This window comes from Helicobacter turcicus (genome assembly GCF_019711685.1).
GTDB lineage: Bacteria > Campylobacterota > Campylobacteria > Campylobacterales > Helicobacteraceae > Helicobacter_D > Helicobacter_D turcicus.
Window position 1 is genome coordinate 25,549 of the sequence record NZ_JAIGYQ010000005.1, and the last position, 18,302, is coordinate 43,850.

Annotated in this window: 19 protein-coding genes and 2 tRNA genes; 14 read left to right on the forward strand and 7 right to left on the reverse strand. The window is 35.9% G+C overall.

Annotation, left to right across the window (positions count from 1 at the left end):
* From K4G57_RS04465 to K4G57_RS04495, 7 genes are all read right to left on the reverse strand, one after another.
* A tRNA-Arg gene (locus K4G57_RS04465) sits at positions 1-77 on the reverse strand.
* 5 nt (positions 78-82) lie between these two features.
* Positions 83-158, reverse strand: a tRNA-Ala gene (locus K4G57_RS04470).
* Between the two features lie 53 nt (positions 159-211).
* Positions 212-805, reverse strand: coding sequence for a dephospho-CoA kinase (gene coaE / locus K4G57_RS04475; RefSeq protein ID WP_221532072.1), 594 nt, complete (start codon positions 803-805; stop codon positions 212-214).
* Complete coding sequence (locus tag K4G57_RS04480; RefSeq protein WP_221532071.1) at positions 802-1,605, reverse strand: spermine/spermidine synthase domain-containing protein; 804 nt, start codon at positions 1,603-1,605, stop codon at positions 802-804. Before K4G57_RS04480 ends, coaE begins: the two co-directional genes overlap by 4 nt.
* Before the next feature lie 329 nt (positions 1,606-1,934).
* The gene (locus tag K4G57_RS04485) at positions 1,935-2,801 is read right to left on the reverse strand and encodes a peptidyl-prolyl cis-trans isomerase (RefSeq protein ID WP_221532070.1); all 867 of its coding nucleotides are present in this window, start codon (positions 2,799-2,801) and stop codon (positions 1,935-1,937) included.
* Between the two features lie 55 nt (positions 2,802-2,856).
* The gene (locus K4G57_RS04490; protein ID WP_221532069.1) at positions 2,857-4,209 is read right to left on the reverse strand and encodes a M20/M25/M40 family metallo-hydrolase; all 1,353 of its coding nucleotides are present in this window, start codon (positions 4,207-4,209) and stop codon (positions 2,857-2,859) included.
* Entirely contained in the window at positions 4,209-4,880 is a 672-nt protein-coding gene (locus K4G57_RS04495; RefSeq protein WP_221532068.1) for a 3-methyladenine DNA glycosylase, read from the reverse strand. Before K4G57_RS04495 ends, K4G57_RS04490 begins: the two co-directional genes overlap by 1 nt.
* Positions 4,881-5,010: 130 nt before the next feature.
* On the opposite strand from K4G57_RS04495, the gene K4G57_RS04500 reads away from it, so the two are divergent.
* The 14 genes from K4G57_RS04500 to K4G57_RS04565 all read left to right on the forward strand — a co-directional run bounded on the left by K4G57_RS04500 (position 5,011) and on the right by K4G57_RS04565 (position 18,297).
* Positions 5,011-6,093 carry an NAD(P)-dependent alcohol dehydrogenase gene (locus K4G57_RS04500; RefSeq protein ID WP_221532067.1) on the forward strand — a complete coding sequence of 361 codons (1,083 nt, stop codon included), beginning with the start codon at positions 5,011-5,013 and terminating at the stop codon, positions 6,091-6,093.
* Between the two features lie 9 nt (positions 6,094-6,102).
* Positions 6,103-7,104, forward strand: coding sequence for an LLM class flavin-dependent oxidoreductase (locus K4G57_RS04505; protein ID WP_221532066.1), 1,002 nt, complete (start codon positions 6,103-6,105; stop codon positions 7,102-7,104).
* On the forward strand, positions 7,105-8,091 hold the full coding sequence (locus K4G57_RS04510; protein WP_221532065.1) for an A/G-specific adenine glycosylase: 987 nt from the start codon (positions 7,105-7,107) through the stop codon (positions 8,089-8,091).
* 470 nt (positions 8,092-8,561) lie between these two features.
* Entirely contained in the window at positions 8,562-9,044 is a 483-nt protein-coding gene (luxS, locus tag K4G57_RS04515) for an S-ribosylhomocysteine lyase (RefSeq protein ID WP_221532064.1), read from the forward strand.
* Positions 9,044-11,044, forward strand: coding sequence for an NAD-dependent DNA ligase LigA (ligA, locus tag K4G57_RS04520; protein ID WP_221532063.1), 2,001 nt, complete (start codon positions 9,044-9,046; stop codon positions 11,042-11,044). The genes luxS and ligA overlap by 1 nt, the downstream gene beginning before the upstream one ends.
* A 292-nt stretch (positions 11,045-11,336) precedes the next feature.
* On the forward strand, positions 11,337-12,665 hold the full coding sequence (locus tag K4G57_RS04525) for a hemolysin family protein (RefSeq protein ID WP_221532062.1): 1,329 nt from the start codon (positions 11,337-11,339) through the stop codon (positions 12,663-12,665).
* Positions 12,666-12,667: 2 nt separating this feature from the next.
* Complete coding sequence (locus K4G57_RS04530) at positions 12,668-12,853, forward strand: hypothetical protein (protein WP_221532061.1); 186 nt, start codon at positions 12,668-12,670, stop codon at positions 12,851-12,853.
* 9 nt (positions 12,854-12,862) lie between these two features.
* A complete protein-coding gene (gene purE / locus K4G57_RS04535; RefSeq protein ID WP_221532060.1) occupies positions 12,863-13,357 on the forward strand; it encodes a 5-(carboxyamino)imidazole ribonucleotide mutase in 495 nt (164 codons plus the stop codon).
* Between the two features lie 8 nt (positions 13,358-13,365).
* Entirely contained in the window at positions 13,366-13,848 is a 483-nt protein-coding gene (locus tag K4G57_RS04540; RefSeq protein WP_221532059.1) for a DUF3972 domain-containing protein, read from the forward strand.
* Positions 13,849-13,851: 3 nt separating this feature from the next.
* Positions 13,852-14,877: a damage-control phosphatase ARMT1 family protein gene (locus K4G57_RS04545; protein WP_221532101.1), complete on the forward strand. Its 1,026-nt coding sequence runs from the start codon at positions 13,852-13,854 to the stop codon at positions 14,875-14,877.
* A 154-nt stretch (positions 14,878-15,031) separates the two neighbouring features.
* The gene (ccoN, locus tag K4G57_RS04550; RefSeq protein WP_221532058.1) at positions 15,032-16,498 is read left to right on the forward strand and encodes a cytochrome-c oxidase, cbb3-type subunit I; all 1,467 of its coding nucleotides are present in this window, start codon (positions 15,032-15,034) and stop codon (positions 16,496-16,498) included.
* Positions 16,499-16,510: 12 nt separating this feature from the next.
* Positions 16,511-17,194: a cytochrome-c oxidase, cbb3-type subunit II gene (ccoO, locus tag K4G57_RS04555; RefSeq protein ID WP_221532057.1), complete on the forward strand. Its 684-nt coding sequence runs from the start codon at positions 16,511-16,513 to the stop codon at positions 17,192-17,194.
* 2 nt (positions 17,195-17,196) lie between these two features.
* Entirely contained in the window at positions 17,197-17,415 is a 219-nt protein-coding gene (locus K4G57_RS04560; RefSeq protein ID WP_221532056.1) for a cytochrome c oxidase, cbb3-type, CcoQ subunit, read from the forward strand.
* A complete protein-coding gene (locus K4G57_RS04565) occupies positions 17,416-18,297 on the forward strand; it encodes a c-type cytochrome (RefSeq protein WP_221532055.1) in 882 nt (293 codons plus the stop codon).
* The last annotated feature ends 5 nt before the right edge of the window (positions 18,298-18,302 follow it).

Consider the following 18,302-nt stretch of genomic DNA (forward strand, 5'->3'; position numbering starts at 1 on the left):
TGGTACGCCCGGAGGAATTCGAATCCCCGACCTACAGGACCGCAACCTGTTGCTCTATCCAGCTGAGCTACGGACGCACAAATGGTGGAGTGTAGGAGGATCGAACTCCTGACCTCAACGCTGCCAGCGTTGCGCTCTCCCAGCTGAGCTAACACCCCTACACCCTATTAAATAAAAGGGAGAATTATAGCAAACAAAACTAAATTAAATTTTAAAACTTTGGCAAATGTTGTTGTAAATAATATTCTAATTCTTGTTGCAGGGATTCCAAACTTCCACAATTATCAATCACATAGCTAGCCATTTTGTATTTCTGCTCTAGAGGCATTTGCGCATTAATGCGACTAAGTGCTTCTTTTTTGCTAAATCCATTGCGTTTCTTTAAACGTTCAATCTGCAATTCCTGCGTAGTAGAAATTAGCAAAGAGTTTACAATGGGATAATCACCTTGCTCAAAAAATAACGGGATATCCACAAAATACGGAATCTTTTTTTGCTCTTCTCTCTGTGCTTCTTCTAAAATTTCTGCTTTAATTTTTGGATGTAAAATCTCTTCTAACCTCTTAAGCAAATTCGTATTAGAAAAAACGATTCCACCTAATTTCTTGCGATTAATCCGACCTTGATTATCTAAAATTTCTTCACCAAAAACTGCAATAACAGAATCTTTATTTTCTTCTAACACTTTATGTGCAATAGAATCAGCACAAATAACCTGATAACCATAAAGCCTAAGCAAGGAAGCAACAGTGCTTTTGCCGCTGCCAATCCCCCCACTTAACGCGATAGCATATTTCAAACTCAATTTTTTGCCGCACCAAATAGTGCAGATTTCACAGCTTTTGGAAGCACAAATGCACTTAAATGCAAATTTGCATGATAATACTCTAAACCCTCTAGCATATCTGCGCGCTGCAACTGAATATCTGCGGTTGGATGGTAGAGTTTAGAAGCGAATATGTAGCAATCTTGCAACACTGATAATGGCGCAAAAAATGGCATTTTAATCGCAAAATCTTCTAAGGATTCCAACTGCATCCTAACTTTTTGCACATCTAGCAAAATCTGTGGGGTGCGCACTATCAAAATACCATCGTCATTTAAAAGTTTTGCATAGGAGTTTGCATTAACATTAGATTCCAAAAGCAAGATAATATCGTATTTCACGCGATATTCTTGCGCATTTTGAGCTAGAAATTCCTCACTAAGTTGTGGAATAAGTTGGAATCGCTCTGTATCCATAACCTCTTTATAGTGCGGTAAAAAGCTAATTAAGGATTCCAAAACCTTCAAATCAAACTGCAAGAAATCCACTTGCAACGCACTATGACGCAAGAATTCAAAAGCAAGCTCAAGATTGAAACCCCCAGCAATTAGCACACGCTTAGGATTCTTATGCGAACAAGCACTTAAATGCGCTAAAAACTCACTTTGCACACAAAGGAGATTCTTTAGCAACAATCCTCCATCTAGCAAAGCAATCTCGTCAAAAGCTTGAGAATTAAACAATTCTAAAGTGTGCTTTGCTCCCTTTATTTCTAGTAATTTACGTTCTATCTTATATTCTTGTTGGAATTTATCATCATAGGATTTTGTAACCCACATACTATAAGCCTTTATAATTCTTTAAGCCTTTATGGCTTTTTGGAAGCCTATTGTAACTTTAATAAATTTTTCTTTAAACTTTTGTGCCTAATCTAACACTAAATAAAAATCCTTGTCAAAAAAGAAAATTTTACCCATTTTACAACCTTTATTTTGATAGCCAAATCCCCAAAGAAGCACTTAGAAACTCGTTATTTATGCTATATTGCTCCCTTAATTGCACATTATGCAATCGTATCATTTTTAACATCTCTACTTCTAAGATTCCACTTTTTCAACCATTCAAAGAAACTCTTGTAGCTGAAATCTCCATTAATCATTATTGCCCTTTAGTTTAAGCGCACAATATCTACCTTTGCGTTTGAACGTAGTTTTTCAAAATACTCATAAATCACATAATTTTCCTTGCGTTGCATAATTTTTTGCAATGCAATATTTTTAGCATTCTCGTAAGGTAAAAGCACAGGATTATGCTTGCTCTTAATCAAAAATGTTACATACTCCTCTCCAATAGGAAAAATTGGCGTAAATCCACCCACTTTGCCTTGCGTAAAAGATGGCACAACTTGAGGGTTTAATGCTGCAATTTGTAAGACTTCATTTTCTTGTTTTACGCTAGGAGAAACAGATTTGCCATTACTTTGAATCAAGCGCTCAATTGCTGCACTATCTTTACTATAAAACTTCACAACATCAATGCTTTGAGGAATTAAAAAATCACTTTGATTAGCATTATAATACTCACGCACTTCCTTATCATCAACCATTCTTATGCTCTCTTGTGTGATACTCTGATACAACTTACGCTTTAGAATCTCCTTTTTAATACTTGCCTTATAAGCATTCCAACTTCCACCATTGCCCTCTACATATTTACGCACTTTCTCTAGTGTCGTTTTATTCTGCTTTGCAACTCTTTGGATTTCATCTTCAATCTCCAAATCACTTGCAGTAAGTTTGCGCTTTTTAATCTCTTCTTCGTGCAAACGTTCATTAATTAAACGATCCACTGCTACATCTTGTGGAATTTTTTCTTGTTGTTGCATTTTATATAACTCAACCAAAGTTACAGGATATCCATTAACAAAAAATGCGATTCCACTCACCAATGAAGGTGCTGCAAAACTTGCCACACAAACACTCAAAAGCGCGCTAGAGACAAGAAGTTTCCAATTATTTTTAAAGTCATTTTGCATTATAAATCCTAATTGAAATTTCGCGCCATTGTATCAGAATCTCTTTTGCGTTAGACTAAAATGCGTCAAATCTTCTTAGAATCTCTTTTAAAATCCTATCAAAATGCACAAAGCTTCCCACATCTAGTTTCTCTCTTAAAGAATGCGGATTTAAAATTGTTGGTCCAATGGATACGAAACTAGCTTTGGGGTATTTTTGTTTTAAGATTCCACATTCTAGCCCCGCGTGAATCTCTTTTAGCTCAACTCCTCCGCCAAATCCTTTATAAATTTCCCACACTTTTTGCACAAAAGCATTATCTTCCCTCTCCCAAGGTGCATAATAATCTTTAATCTCTACGTTAAAACCTAAATTTTTTAGCTTATTTTTTTCTTTTTCTAAATGCTCCAGCATCAACAATTTCTCATTCCCTCTACCCATTGCTACAAGAGTAAAAACAATTTTCTCTTCCTCTACACTTTGTCTTAAAATCCCAATATTGCTTGATAGAATCGGCACATTCTCGCGCATTACAAGTGCGCCGTTTTCAAGACTTAAAATTGCTTCAAGCAAAGGTTTTGCGTCAAAATATTGCTTATGCGATTCTATAATTTGAGCACTAAAATCTTTAGAATTTTTTAGAATTTTTTCGCACTCTTGTAGCTTTCCTTGTGGAATTGCGACACAAAGCTCTGCGCCAATAGGGATAGAATTACGCTTCTCTCCCCCGCTAAATTGCACAATAAGCGCACCACTCTCCACTAGCTTACTTGCTAATTTAGAACATTCAATAATTGCATTTGGAATATTCTTGTGAATCATAATTCCACTATGACCACCATCAAAGCCTTTGGATTCTAATTTATAAAACACACAATCTTGTCCAAGAGTGATAAGTGGAAACGTAATTTTACTCTCCAAATCATAACCCCCAGCACAGCCATATACTACTTCATTAATATCTTCACTATCGCAATTTAGCACATATTCTGCTTGTAAATCTAGGGCAATATTATTTGCTCCAATCATTCCAATTTCTTCATCACTAGTAAATAAACACTCAATATTCCTACACTCCTTTAAAGCAATAAGAGCACAAGCCACTGCAATACCATTATCAGCACCAAGACTAGAATCCTTTGCTTGTAGATACACTCTCCCCCTATCCTTCACAAACTCAGGCTCTACACTAAAATGCGTATTTTTAGACACATACACCATATCATAATGCCCCTGCAAACACAGCTTTGGAGCCCCCTTAATGCAATGAATATTTCCTATCTTATCACACTGCACACTTGCTCCACACTGCAATGCAAACTCCACAATCCACTCTCTTAGTGCTTCTGCATTCTTACTAGCATGCGGAATTTTACATATCTCTAAAAATAAATCTAATGCTTCAGATTTTTGCATATTTTGCTCCATCATTTTCTCCTTAAATTTTTTGCATACTCTACAATTTTTCCGTGAAATCGTGCAAAAAGTAAATTAAGCGGAATCATAAATCCATACAACGTACACACTTTAGCATAATTCTCTATCACACCTTGTATGAGCCACTCCTGCATTGCTTCATAGGACTCTAGAGTATAACCAAAACTTTTTAAAAGCTTGTAGGTATAGGCATCTGCAACCATTATTTCACGCCCTAAAGCATAGTTTAAAATAACATCAGCACTTTCAAATCCGATTCCTTTTTGCCCTAAAAGCCATTCCCTATCCACACTCTCACAAAAGTTAGGATAATCCCCAAAATCACTTAATATGTTGCAACAAAGCATTTGTAAGCGCACGGCTTTTTGACGAAAAAACCCTATATTCCTTAAGTATTCCTGCAAAAACTCTTGAGGCATTTCTGACAAGGATTCCACATTTAGCACACTTTTTGCTTTTAACACATCTAACGCAAACTCCACTTGCTCCCAACGTGTGTTTTGGACTAAAATCGCCCCCACAACCACTTCAAAACTTAACGCGTTAGGCCACCACCAATGTTTTTTATCACTAAAATTACAATTAGATTCCATTTTTGGTAAGAATTCCTTGCCTTTTAAAAATGCTAAAAGTGCAAAACTATCTGTGATTTCTACTTCCATTTCTTATTAAAATTGCCTTGCTAATTTGTATGGAATACTTTTTAAAGCATTCCTAAAATTCTATGCAATTTTAGCAACTTTTTAAAGTATTAAAGCATATAATTTCAAATCTATAACACAAAGGATTACTATGCAAGATTTTAAAAATATTCCTTTAGGGCAAAGGATTCCAGCTTTTGGTTATGCAGTAAAAGACAAGGATTCTAAATTTGAGAAATTTTCTTTTACGCGTCACCCTATGGGCGAAAAAGATATTGTGATTGAAATTTTATTTGCAGGAATCTGCCATAGTGATATTCATTCTGCTCGCAGCGAATGGCACAAAGGAATCTACCCTATGGTTCCCGGACACGAGATTGCTGGGAGAGTTGTAGCAGTTGGTAGCAAAGTTAGTAAGTTTAAAACAGGGGATTATGCTGGTGTTGGCTGTATGGTCAATAGCTGCGGAGAATGCGACGCATGCAAAAAAAGTCAAGAGCAATTTTGCCAAAATGGAAAATGTGTTTTTACCTATGATTGCGCCGATTGTTTTCACGATAATGAACCCACTTACGGGGGATATTCTAACAACATCGTAGTTAATGAACATTTCGCAGTTTGTGTGCCACAAAATGCTCCCTTAGAAAAAGTTGCTCCCTTACTATGTGCTGGAATCACAACTTATTCTCCTCTCAAATTTAGTAGAGTAAAAAAGGGCGATAAAGTCGCTGTTGCAGGATTTGGAGGACTAGGTGTAATGGCGGTAAAATACGCTTTGCAAATGGGCGCTGAAGTGTATGTCTTTGCGCGCAACAAAAATAAAGAAAAGGAAGCTCTAAATCTAGGTGTAACAAAACTTTTCGATAGCACAGAAAATATCAAAGAACGTTTTAATCTCATCATCTCCACAATTCCAACTGCTTATGATCCGATGCAATATATAAACCTCCTAAGCTTTGGTGGAGAGCTTGCCATTGTTGGACTTCCTCCAAGTGAAGTTAGCCCAAATATCAATATTACAAACTTAGTTTTTAGTGCAGGACGTAAAGTCTATGGCTCACTCATTGGTGGAATGCAAGAAACACAAGAAATGCTAGATTACTCACTAAAATACAAAATTTATCCAGAAACAGAAATCATTCGTGCAGACCAAATTGATGAAGCCTATGCAAATCTGACAAGTGGAAAGGCAAAATTCCGCTATGTCATTGATATGCAAACATTAAAATGCTAAGGAAAAGTAATGAAAAGTGGTATTTTTGAACTCGTTGAAAATTGGGAAAACAACGAAACTTCTGCCATTTCTAATGCAATAGAGTTGGTAGAATACGCAGATTCTCTCGGGTTTGATGAAGCTTGGATTGGAGAGCATCATTTTAACAGCTTCACACTCTGCCCAGCATCTATTGCATTAATAAGCCACGCACTAGCACGTACAAAACACATAAAAATTGGCTCTGCAGCGATTTTATTACCCCACTACCACCCTATCAAACTCGCAGAAGAAATTGCTACGTTAGATTTGCTAAGCAAAGGACGCTTTTTATTTGGTTTTGCACGCGGTGCATTCCCGATTTTTGATATTACAATGGGGAGCAATGTAACAAATAATCGCAAAATTATGCTAGAAAATGCAGAAATTATCCATAATTTACTTTTTAAAGACCAAGTTCAATTTGAAGGGGAATTTTTTGATATTAATAATGTTTCCATACGCCCACACCCTAAAGGATTAATCCCTTTTTTTATTGCAAGTTTAGATAAGCAAACATTAAAAGATTCTGCAATACGTGGTTATAACTTTTTAGGGGCTTTTACGCTTAGCCTTAAACATGCAAAAGAGATTTATGAGCTTTTTATGCAAAATGGAGCGACAAAATCTTTTGAGTTTATACTAACGCGCGCAATTTACATTGACGAAGATAGAAGCAAAGCAGAAGAAAAAGCATACATTGGAGCAGATATTTTCTCGCAATGTATGATCCGTGCAAATGAAGCAAATCCAACATTTGAAGCTATCATTAAAACAACAGACTATGAAGAATTTAGAGCTGAATTTTTCAATAAGGATAAGATTTTAGAAAATATGATTATTGGCACACCACAAGATTGCTTAGAACAGATTTTAGAGCTTAAAAAACAAGTGCCACTCACAACACTTTCTTTAAAATTACTTTCTTCTAAACTTGAAGATTCCAAAAAAATTCTAAAACTTTACAAAGAACATATTATTCCGCATCTTTAAATGCAAGTTAAAGAATTTCAAAATACTCTTCTTAGTTGGTATAAAGTCAAGGGACGCCACACTCTTCCTTGGCGCAATAAAACAATTCCAAACCGCGCTTATGTAGTGCTAATTAGCGAAATTATGCTACAACAAACACAAGTAAAAGTTGTGCTAGAGCGTTACTTTTTTCCATTTTTAGAAAAATTTCCAAATTTAGAAGCTCTAAGTCAGGCAAAAGAAGAAGACATTTTGCTCTCTTGGCAAGGGTTAGGTTACTACACGCGTCCTAGAAATCTGCAAAAACTTGCAAAAATCTGCGCAAAAACAGGACTACCAAGAGAAGTAGAAAGCTTAATTAAGCTTCCCGGAATTGGTGCCTACACTGCTGGAGCCATTGCCTGTTTTGGTTATGATGTAAGCGTTAGCTTTGTAGATTCTAATATCAAGCGCATTTTAATCCGCCTCTTTGCTCTAAAAAATCCTTCACAAAAGCAGTTAGAACAAAAAGCAAAAGCAATTTTAAATTTACAAGATTCTTTTAATCACAATCAAGCCTTATTGGATTTAGGCGCATTAATCTGCACCGCAAAATCTCCTAAATGCACAATTTGTCCAATTTCTAAATTTTGTCAAGGTAAGGATTTTTGGCAAACTCTTACAATCAAAACACAAAAGCGTAACCTTAAAAAATCTCTACATCTTGCAATCTGCATTAAAGATTCTAAAATCGCCCTTATCAAAAGCACACAAAAACTCTACTTTGGACTTTATAATTTTCCAGAAATTTCACATTCTATGACCCATCAGCAAATTGGAATCTTAAAACACGCTTACACAAAATATACTCTTAAGGTGCATTGCTATATTACTCAACAATCTGCCATTGCTAATTCTAAAGCAGAGTTTTTTCACACAGATAGCTTAGACTCTATTCCCCTCTCTTCCTTAGCTTTAAAAGTCATAAAACTCTTGCAAGTAAAAAATATTTTAAAATCTCCGTTGTAAATTCTAATTTTAAACTTTTGCCTTTTCTAAATATTTTTAATATGCTTCAAAGAAGGTCTTGCTTATTTAATAAAAGTTTGATTTTTAATATCGCTAAGATTCCACTTAAATCAACCCAACACAAAAACGCACTAAAGAATCTATAATGCTTCTTTTTTGGATTCTTATTGATAAAATCTGCTGTGCTAAAAGAGTTAAAATAAATACTCCATCAATACTTTTACTTCTAAAAGTCTCGCTAAATCCTCCTAAGATTGAAAATTTAATGACAATAAAACTGCTTTGTCTTAACCCTTGTGTAATCCTAAGAAATAATCTGTAATTGGCAAATAGCCTATTTAGGACTTTAAAAACCGCATTTATTCTCTTTTTTGTTACTCTTACTCTATAATTTTTGTCGCACAAATTTAACACTAAATTTTAAAAATTGTGTTAGCATTACGCTTTTATTTTTACATTAAAGGAATCCTATGCCGCTACTAGATAGCTTTAAAGTTGATCACAAGCTTATGCCAGCTCCAGCAGTTCGCCTTGCAAAAACAATGCACACACCAAAGGGAGATACAATAAGCGTATTTGATTTGCGCTTTTGTAAGCCTAATGTTGAGATTTTAAGTGAAAAAGGAATCCATACGCTAGAACATCTCTTTGCTGGTTTCATGCGTGAGCATTTAAATGGCAATTCCACAGAGATTATTGACATCTCTCCAATGGGTTGTCGCACAGGTTTTTATATGAGTTTGATTGGCAATCCAAGCGCAGAATCTGTAAAAACTGCTTGGGAGAAAAGCATGCAAGATGTGCTAAAAACAACAACAATCCCAGAAGCAAATCCTCTACAATGTGGCACTTGCACAATGCATTCACTTGATGAAGCTAAAGAAATTGCACAAAACACACTAAATAAAGGTATTGGCATAATGGACAATGAAGCACTAAAGCTTGATTTATAATGACACAAAATTCCTACTTAGAAGCAGTTGCACGCCTAAATCTTTGGGCAAAGCACTATTATGTCCTAGATGACCCAATAGCAAGCGATGAAGAATATGACCTTTTATACCACGCAGTAGTCGCCTATGAAGCAAAAAATCCGCAACTAATTGCTAAAGACTCTCCCACACAACGCGTTGGAGATAAGATTTTAGAACACTTTGACAAACACACACATCTTAAAAGAATGTGGAGTTTAGAGGATATTTTCAATTTAGAGGAATTAGAAGAGTGGATTGCGCGCACTAGCCGCGCATTAGGAAGAGATAACCTCTCCTTTGCAATTAGTCCAAAATTTGATGGTGCAAGCCTTAATCTACTCTATGAAAATGGAATCTTAACTTGCGCTGCAACAAGAGGCGATGCCTTTATTGGCGAAAATGTAACACAAAATGCACGTACAATTCCTAGCATCCCCTTAAGTATTGCGTATAAAGGACGCATTGAGATTCGAGGAGAGTGTGTGATTGCTAAAGATGATTTTGACGCATTAAATCAAATGCGCCTACAAAAAGGAGAATCTCTCTTTGCGAACCCTAGAAATTGTGCAGCAGGAAGTTTGCGTCAATTAGATTCTAAAATCACTGCAAGCAGAAGATTACAATTTATCCCTTGGGGGATAGGAGCATGCGAGATTAAAGATTTTATGAGCTCTATTAAAAGCTCCCTGACACATACGAATTTTGATAGTTTTTTTACCCTAATGCAAGGGATTTATGCATTAGGATTCCAAAAACCACCTTTTATAGAACTCTGCACTAATGCAAAAGCAGTGCAAACCGCCTATACCCACTTAATGCAAATGCGTGATTCCTATCCTATTATGCTAGATGGAATGGTGCTTTGCATTGATGCCTTTAGTGCGCAAGATTCCTTAGGTTTTACTATTAAATCTCCTCGTTTTGCCTGTGCTTATAAGTTTCCCGCCATTGAAAAAAAAGCAAAACTCTTAAGCATTACTCTTCAAGTTGGAAGAACAGGAATGATTACTCCAGTAGCAGAGCTTGAACCTGTGTTACTAGAGGGTGCAAAGATTAGCCGTGCAACCCTACACAACTTTGATGAAATCCAAAAAAAAGATATTCAAATTAATGATTATGTTGTGCTAATCCGTAGCGGTGATGTGATTCCAAAAATCATTAAATCTTTGCCCGCCTTGCGTGATGGCACACAATACCCTTGTGCGATTCCAACACAATGTCCCATTTGCAATAGTGCGCTTTTGGTGGAGGAAAAGCTTATAAAATGTCAGAATCTCAACTGCCAAGCAAGAGTAAAAAACTCCATTACACATTTTGCAAGCAAAAAAGCACTTGATATTGATGGCTTGGGAGATAAGATCGTAGAACTTTTATTTGAAAGAAAAAAAATTCAAAATATTGAAGACATTTTTACACTTCAAGCTAGTGATTTAGAGGATTTAGAGGGCTTTAAGGAAAAAAAAATCAACAATCTTATTCAAGCCATTGCAGCTACAAAAGGAGTGGAACTTTGGCGGTTTATCAATGCACTTGGGATTGAACACATTGGAGAGGGAGCTAGCAAGAAACTAGCAAATGCGTATGGGATTGAATTTTATCAAAAAAGCTATGAAGAGTTTATTGCCCTTGATGGTTTTGGTGCAGAAATGGCAGCATCTTTAGTGGAGTTTTGCGCTGTTAATCAAACAAGACTTTTACGCCTGCTAAAGCATATTGCACCAACTTGTAGCGCACAAAATCCCATACAAAACTCTAAAATTACAGGCAAAACATTTGTGATTACTGGGACACTTCCTAAAAAGCGCGAAGACTATCAAGAGTTATTAGAATCCCTAGGAGCAAAAGTCAGCAAAAGTGTATCCAAAAAAACAGATTTCCTTCTCTGTGGAGAAGATGCAGGCTCAAAACTCACAAAAGCTAGGGAACTAGGTATTAATATCATCAATGCCCAAGAATTACAAGAACTGCTAGAATCTTAAGATTCTGCTAAACATTCACTAAAACTTACTTCTATTTTAAAAATACGCAATTAACAATCATTTCTCTTGAAAATATTTTAGTGTGTAAACGTTGCTTTATACAGGGGTTAATTGTCGCTATTTTTAGTTAATAAACCTAGAATGCTTGATAATTTTATTTTCTATTTTAAAACTTGCTTTTAGAGAACTTGTAATTTAATGAGGTGTTATTGAATTTTTTAACAAAAAATTAGATTCCAAAGAAAATAATGTTAAAATAACAGAATTTTTTATTCACAAAAAGGAGTCTTTTTTGGAAATTGAGTCGTTTCTCTTGTCAATTTTCGCATTATTTTTGGTCTTACTAAATGGTTTTTTTGTTCTCTCAGAGTTTGCAATTGTCAAAATTCGTCGTTCCCGCTTAGAAGAGCTTTCAAGACGTGAAGTAAGTGGTGCAAAACTCGCCTTAAAGATTACTGGACAATTAGATTCCTATCTTTCTGCGACACAGCTTGGAATCACGCTTTCATCTCTTGGGCTTGGTTGGGTTGGAGAACCTGCAGTTGCTAGATTGCTGGAAGCTCCTTTTAAGTATTTCATCGGAGAGAATCCTGTTTTACTGCATTCTGTAAGCTTTATAGTAGCATTTAGCTTTATCACGCTTTTACATGTAGTCGTTGGAGAGATTGTGCCAAAGTCTATTGCCATTGCAAAAGCAGAAAAAGCTGTGCTACTTGTGGCTAGACCCTTGCATATTTTTTGGATTGTATTTTATCCTGTGATTAAGATTTTTGATTTTATTGCAACAATGATTCTCCATACAATACATATTAAACCCGCAAGCGAGGGAGAAGAGAGTGCACATTCTGAGGAAGAGTTAAAAATCATTGTGGGCGAGAGTTTAAAAGGAGGATATTTAGATACGATTGAAAATGAGATTATCCAAAATGCAGTGAGCTTCTCTGATACAATGGCAAAGGAGATTATGACACCTAGAAAAGATATGATTTGCCTTTATAATGATAACACTTATGAAGAAAATATGCGGATTGTAACCACTACAAAACACACCCGTTATCCTTACTGCAAGGAAGGAAAAGATAATATTATTGGAATGGTGCATTTAAGAGACTTGTTAGAGACTATGCTTAGTGAAAACCCCTCTAAAAAACTTGAAAATTTGGTGCGTGAGATGATTATCGTTCCAGAGAGTGCATCAATTTCTAATATTCTAAACCAAATGAATCGCCGTCAAATCCATACTGCACTTGTTGTAGATGAGTATGGAGGAACAGCTGGACTTCTTACAATGGAAGATATTTTAGAAGAGGTAATGGGTGATATTAGTGATGAACATGACAAAAAAAGTGATGACTGCCACAAAATTAGCGAGGATTCCTACTCTTTTGATGGAATGCTTGACTTAGAGCGCGTAGCAGATGTGCTTGGAATCACTTTTGAGGAAGACACAGAGCAAGTTACCATTGGTGGATATGTCTTTAGTCTATTAGAGCGGATGCCTGTGGTTGGCGATGTGATTAGTGATGAATATTGTGAGTATGAAGTTTTAGCAACAGAAGGAGCTAGAATTTTGCGCCTAAAGGCCACAAAAAAGCCTTTTGGATTAGAGAATGAAGAATAAGAATGCTTGATTTATTTTTAGTATTATTGCAAGTTTTATTTATCGGTTTAAAACTCGCTGGGAAAATCCAGTGGTCATGGTGGCTTGTTTTATTGCCGATGATTATTTATATTTTTTTATATATCTTTTTATTTTTTCTAGTGGGAGGATTTTTATTTGGCTTAGGAATCTCACTCACGGCATTTTAAAGGAGAAAAATGGAATTCGTAGCAATTTTAATGGGAAGCAAAAGTGATTATCCTGTAATGGAAGAGTGCATTAATGTCCTAAAAAAATTTGATGTGCCCTATGAAATAGTTATTTCCTCAGCACATAGAAGCCCAAATCGCACGAAAGAATATGTCAAAAATGCAGAAGAAAAGGGTGCGAAAGTTTTTATTGCAGCTGCTGGAATGGCTGCACATTTAGCAGGAGCTGTGGCTTCAATGACAGCAAAACCTGTAATTGGCGTGCCATTAAAAGGAGGCGTATTAGACGGATTGGATTCCTTATTATCCACCGTGCAAATGCCTTCAGGTATGCCTGTAGCAACGCTTGCACTTGGAAAAACAGGTGCTGTAAATAGTGCATATTTAGCAATGCAAATTTTAGCACTAAGCAATACAGAGCTTGGAGAAAAACTTAAAGAAGATCGCGTAATGAAAGCAAAAAACGTTGAGCTAGATTCTAGCGAAATTGAAGTTATTTTATAAGGAATATTATGGAATCTTGGGTTGGGCTAGAGGAATTTGCAAAACTAGCACACTTGGACAAAGAAAAAATCCTAGAAATGGTAGCAAGCGGAACACTAAAAAGTAAGCAAGAAAATGGAGAATTTCTAATTGACGCAAGTAGCGGAACACAAGCACTTGTGCAAAGCACGATAATCGGTAATGCTGTAATGTTGGCAAACTCCACAAATATAGCTGTGGATAATGATTTTGTAGAAAAAACTATTGGCACGATTCTAAGTTTGCACGAAAAGGTAGTAAGCTCCAAAGAAGAGACGATTTCAAGCGTAAAAAATGAGAATCAATTTCTAAAAGATGCATTATTTAATACACAAGAAGTGTATGAAGATGATAAAAAAACCATTGCAATTTTGCGTGAGCAGTTACGCGTAGCACAAGAAGAAATTGAGTTTTTAAAGCGTAAGTATCGCCTAATGTGGGGCAAGGCAATTGATGTAAAAGCAAAGGAATAGACCATTAATTTACAATATGCTTGCCTTGAATGTTTATTAAAACAAGCACGGGCTACTACAAAACTCCAAAATAGCACTTTAGAACAAAGTGTGCTAGAAGCTGTTGGATTGGTGTTTGAGAATTTGGATAATTTTCGAATATTTTTAGAGAATCCTACACATTTTTCTACTTTGAGCACTAAAGATAAGACAAAACTTCAAAAAAAACTTCGCACATTTTTTACGCAAAAAGGAATCATATTAAATGGAGATTTTGAGATTCCACCTACTCTGCTTGCAGTTTTGGTTTATGAAAAAATTGCAAAAATTCTAAAGAATTCTTCGCCCTATTTGGAGATTAAAACTAAAAGCATCGCACAAGCTAGAATCTACAAACAAGGCTTTATGCAATGTTTAGAAGAAATGTTAAAACAAAATTTAAGCGCAAAAGAGATTTTAGAATATGCTGTGCGTATTTGCGTGCTTGGCAATGTGATTGACTATGGCGCACAGTGTAGTTTTGATTTAGAGTTGGAAGCTAAAAAGATTTTAAAAGAACATTTTGCACACTTTGCTTTGGAACCTTTTATGAAAAAAATTAAAACCGCAAGACAATTAGTGTTTATCGGCGATAATGCCGGAGAAAATGAATTTGATGAGATTTTAATCGTCGCATTAAAAGCTCTGTATCCTAATTTGAAGATTTATTATTTTGTGCGTGGGGCTGAAATTATTAATGACATTACGTTAAGAGATTTGCAAAATAGTGATTCTACATTATTAACAATCAGCAAAGTCATAGATAGTGGGGTTTTAAGTCCAGGATTTATAGAGTCTCTAGCAAGTATAGAAGCAAAAGAGATTTACAGACAAGCTGATGTCATCTTGGCAAAAGGAATGGGAAATTTTGAATCTATGGAATCGTGCGCAAGAAAAGATGAAAGAGTGTTTCTGCTCTTTAAGATCAAATGCAGTGTGGTGCGTGATTATCTCAAAAAAAACCTAGGTGACTTTGTATTTTTCTCTCCATTTTTAGAACAAAATTTATAAAATTTCTGCATTTTATCGTTACAATCTGAAAATCTTAAGTTTTTTGTCAATCAAATGTTAGCTATTTTTAAGCTAGTGATTATGTGAAATTTTATAGAATTATGGAATTCTCTGTAAAAATCTTAGAGGGAAATCTTAAGAGGAAGGAGCATGTATGCAATCAAATCCTGCGTTAGAGTATGATTACTCCATTGCAAAATTATTTCTTTTTGCAACGATCGCATTTGGTATTGTTGGATTATTGTTGGGTGTTGTAATCGCTTTTCAAATGGCTTTTCCAAACCTTAATTATCTTGCTGGTGAGTTTGGGACATTTGGACGACTAAGACCTTTACACACAAATGGAATCATTTATGGATTCACACTAAGTGGTATTTGGGCGGCTTGGTATTATCTAGGACAAAGGGTTTTAAAAATCTCTTACAACGAATACCCATTCTTAAAAGCAATTGGACATTTACATTTTTGGGTTTATATTGTGCTTATGGCTTTAGCTGTGGTGAGCTTATTTGCCGGGCTTACACAATCCAAAGAATATTCTGAATTAATTTGGCCACTTGATTTACTAGTGGTTGTTGTATGGGTATTGTGGGGCATTAGTTTATTTGGCTCAATGGGTGTAAGGCGCGAACAAACGATTTATATTAGTTTGTGGTATTTTATTGCGACATTTGTAGCAATTGCTGCACTTTATATCTTCAATAATCTTTCTGTGCCAACTTACCTAATTTCAGGTGTGGGTTCTATGTGGCATTCTATCTCACTTTATGCTGGAACAAATGATGCGATGGTGCAATGGTGGTTTGGTCATAATGCTGTTGCTTTTGTTTTTACTTCTGGAATTATTGGCGTGATTTACTACTTCTTACCAAAAGAATCTGGACAACCGATTTTCTCCTACAAATTAACATTATTCTCATTTTGGGGCTTAATGTTTGTTTATATTTGGGCAGGAAGCCATCACCTTATTTACTCTACAGTACCTGATTGGATGCAAACAATGGGTTCAATTTTCTCTGTTGTATTGATTTTACCTTCTTGGGGAACAGCGGTTAATATGCTACTCACAATGAAAGGGCAATGGCATCAACTAAAGGAATCTCCACTGATTAAATTTTTAATTCTTGCTTCAACTTTCTATATGCTTTCAACACTAGAAGGTCCTATTCAATCCATTAAATCTGTTAATGCATTAGCACACTTTACAGATTGGATTATAGGACATGTTCATGATGGAGTTCTAGGTTGGGTTGGATTTACGATTATTGCGGCTTGCTACCATATGACTCCGCGTTTATTTGGTCGTGAAATTTATTCTAAGAAGTTAATGGATATTCAATTTTGGATTCAAACAACAGCAATTATTCTTTATTTCTCAAGTATGTGGATTGCAGGAATTACACAAGGTATGATGTGGAGGGCAACCGATGAGTTTGGAAGCTTGGCATATTCATTTATTGATACAGTGACTGTATTAATGCCTTATTACACAATTCGTGCAATTGGTGGAGCAATGTATTTAATTGGATTTATTATCTTTACTTATAACATTGTAATGACAATTGTAGCTAGCAAAACTCTTGAAAAAGAGCCAAGATTTGCAACACCTATGGCAGCGTAAGGGAGGGTTGTAATGTTTCATTGGTTAGAAAAAAATCCGTTTTTCTTTACGGTAGTATTTTTATTGGTATTTTCTATTGCGGGGTTGGTTGAGATTTTACCTGATTTTGCAAAGGCTTCACGCCCAACAGAAAATCTTAAACCTTATACACTATTAGAAACTGCAGGGCGTCAAATTTATATTGCAGAGAGCTGTAATGCTTGCCATTCTCAACTTGTGCGTCCATTTAAAGCAGAGACAGATCGCTATGGTGCATATAGTCTAAGTGGTGAATATGCTTATGATAGACCTTTCCTTTGGGGTTCAAAAAGAACAGGTCCAGATTTGCACCGTGTCGGTGATTATAGAACGACAGATTGGCACGAAGAGCATATGCTAAATCCAGAAGCAGTAATTCCAGGATCTATTATGCCAGCTTATGCACACTTGTATAAGAAAAATATAGATGTAGATACAGCCTATGCAGAAGCATACACACAAAAAGTCGTATTTGCAGTGCCTTATGATACGGAAAATAATCCAAAACTAGGCGACTTAGAAGCAGCTAGAGCAGAGATTTTAGCAGAAGCTAAGATTTTAGCAGAAGATATGAAAGATCCAGAAGTTAAGGCTGCGTTAGATAGAGGCGAAATTAAGCAAATTGTTGCATTAATTGCGTATCTTAATAGCTTGGGACAAAAAAGAAGGGCAAATTAATCGTGGAATATGAAACGATACGAGTAATTCAAGCGTATGCGTATTGGTTTATTACGTTACTATTGGTGGTGTTGTTATATGCTTACATTTACCACCTATACAAAAATCAAAGGGGCGGAAAAATAGACTATGAAAAATACGCAAGGCTTGCTCTAGATGATGAGCTAGATGATCGTTTAATAGAAAAGCGTAATAATCAAGACAAAAAGAAGGAGAGCTAAATGGAATGGTTTAATTTAGGCGATAGCATAAATGTGCTTGGATTAGCTGGAGCCGTGGCAATTTTAGCTTTGACTATTTTCATTGTGGGTGGTTACATCAAGAAAATGAGAGATAGCAAAGCAGACGGCGAACTAGCAGAAGGAGAATGGGACAGCATTAAAGAATTTAAAAATGATATTCCAATAGGTTGGGGTGTAACTTATCTTGTGCTTATCATTTGGGCATTATGGTATTGGTTTGTGGGATATCCTCTAAACTCTTACTCTCAAATTGGAGAATACAACGAAGAAGTAAAAGCATACAATGCAAAATTTGAAGAGAAGTGGAAAAATATTGACGCAGGAACATTGACAAAAATGGGACAAAACCTTTATTTGGTGCAATGTTCACAATGTCATGGAATCACAACAGAAGGCATAAACGGGACTGCTGCGAACTTGCTTGAATGGGGCAAAGAAGAAGGCATTATTCGCACAATGAAAGAAGGAAGTAAAGGTCTAGGCTATACACTTGGCGATATGTTGCCAATGAGCGAAACAGCTCCCGGTGTCTTAAATACAGAAGAAGATTACAGAGCGGTTGCCGCGTATGTGATGGCTGAAATTTCAGAAGCAAAAAAGACAAAATACCCTAATCTTGTCACTAAGGGAAAAGAACTTTTTAGTGCTGCAACTTGTACAGCATGCCATGGAGACGACGGCAAAGGAATGGGTGGTTTAGCACCAGATTTGAGTAAATATGGAACGCCAGCTTTTGTTGCTGAGGTGCTTGAGAAGGGTAAAAAAGGGCACATTGGTATTATGCCTTCCTTTAAAACACAGATGCTAACAGATAAGCAAAAAGAAGCTTTAGCGCATTTTATCTATTCAGAAAAGAATTAAGGAGC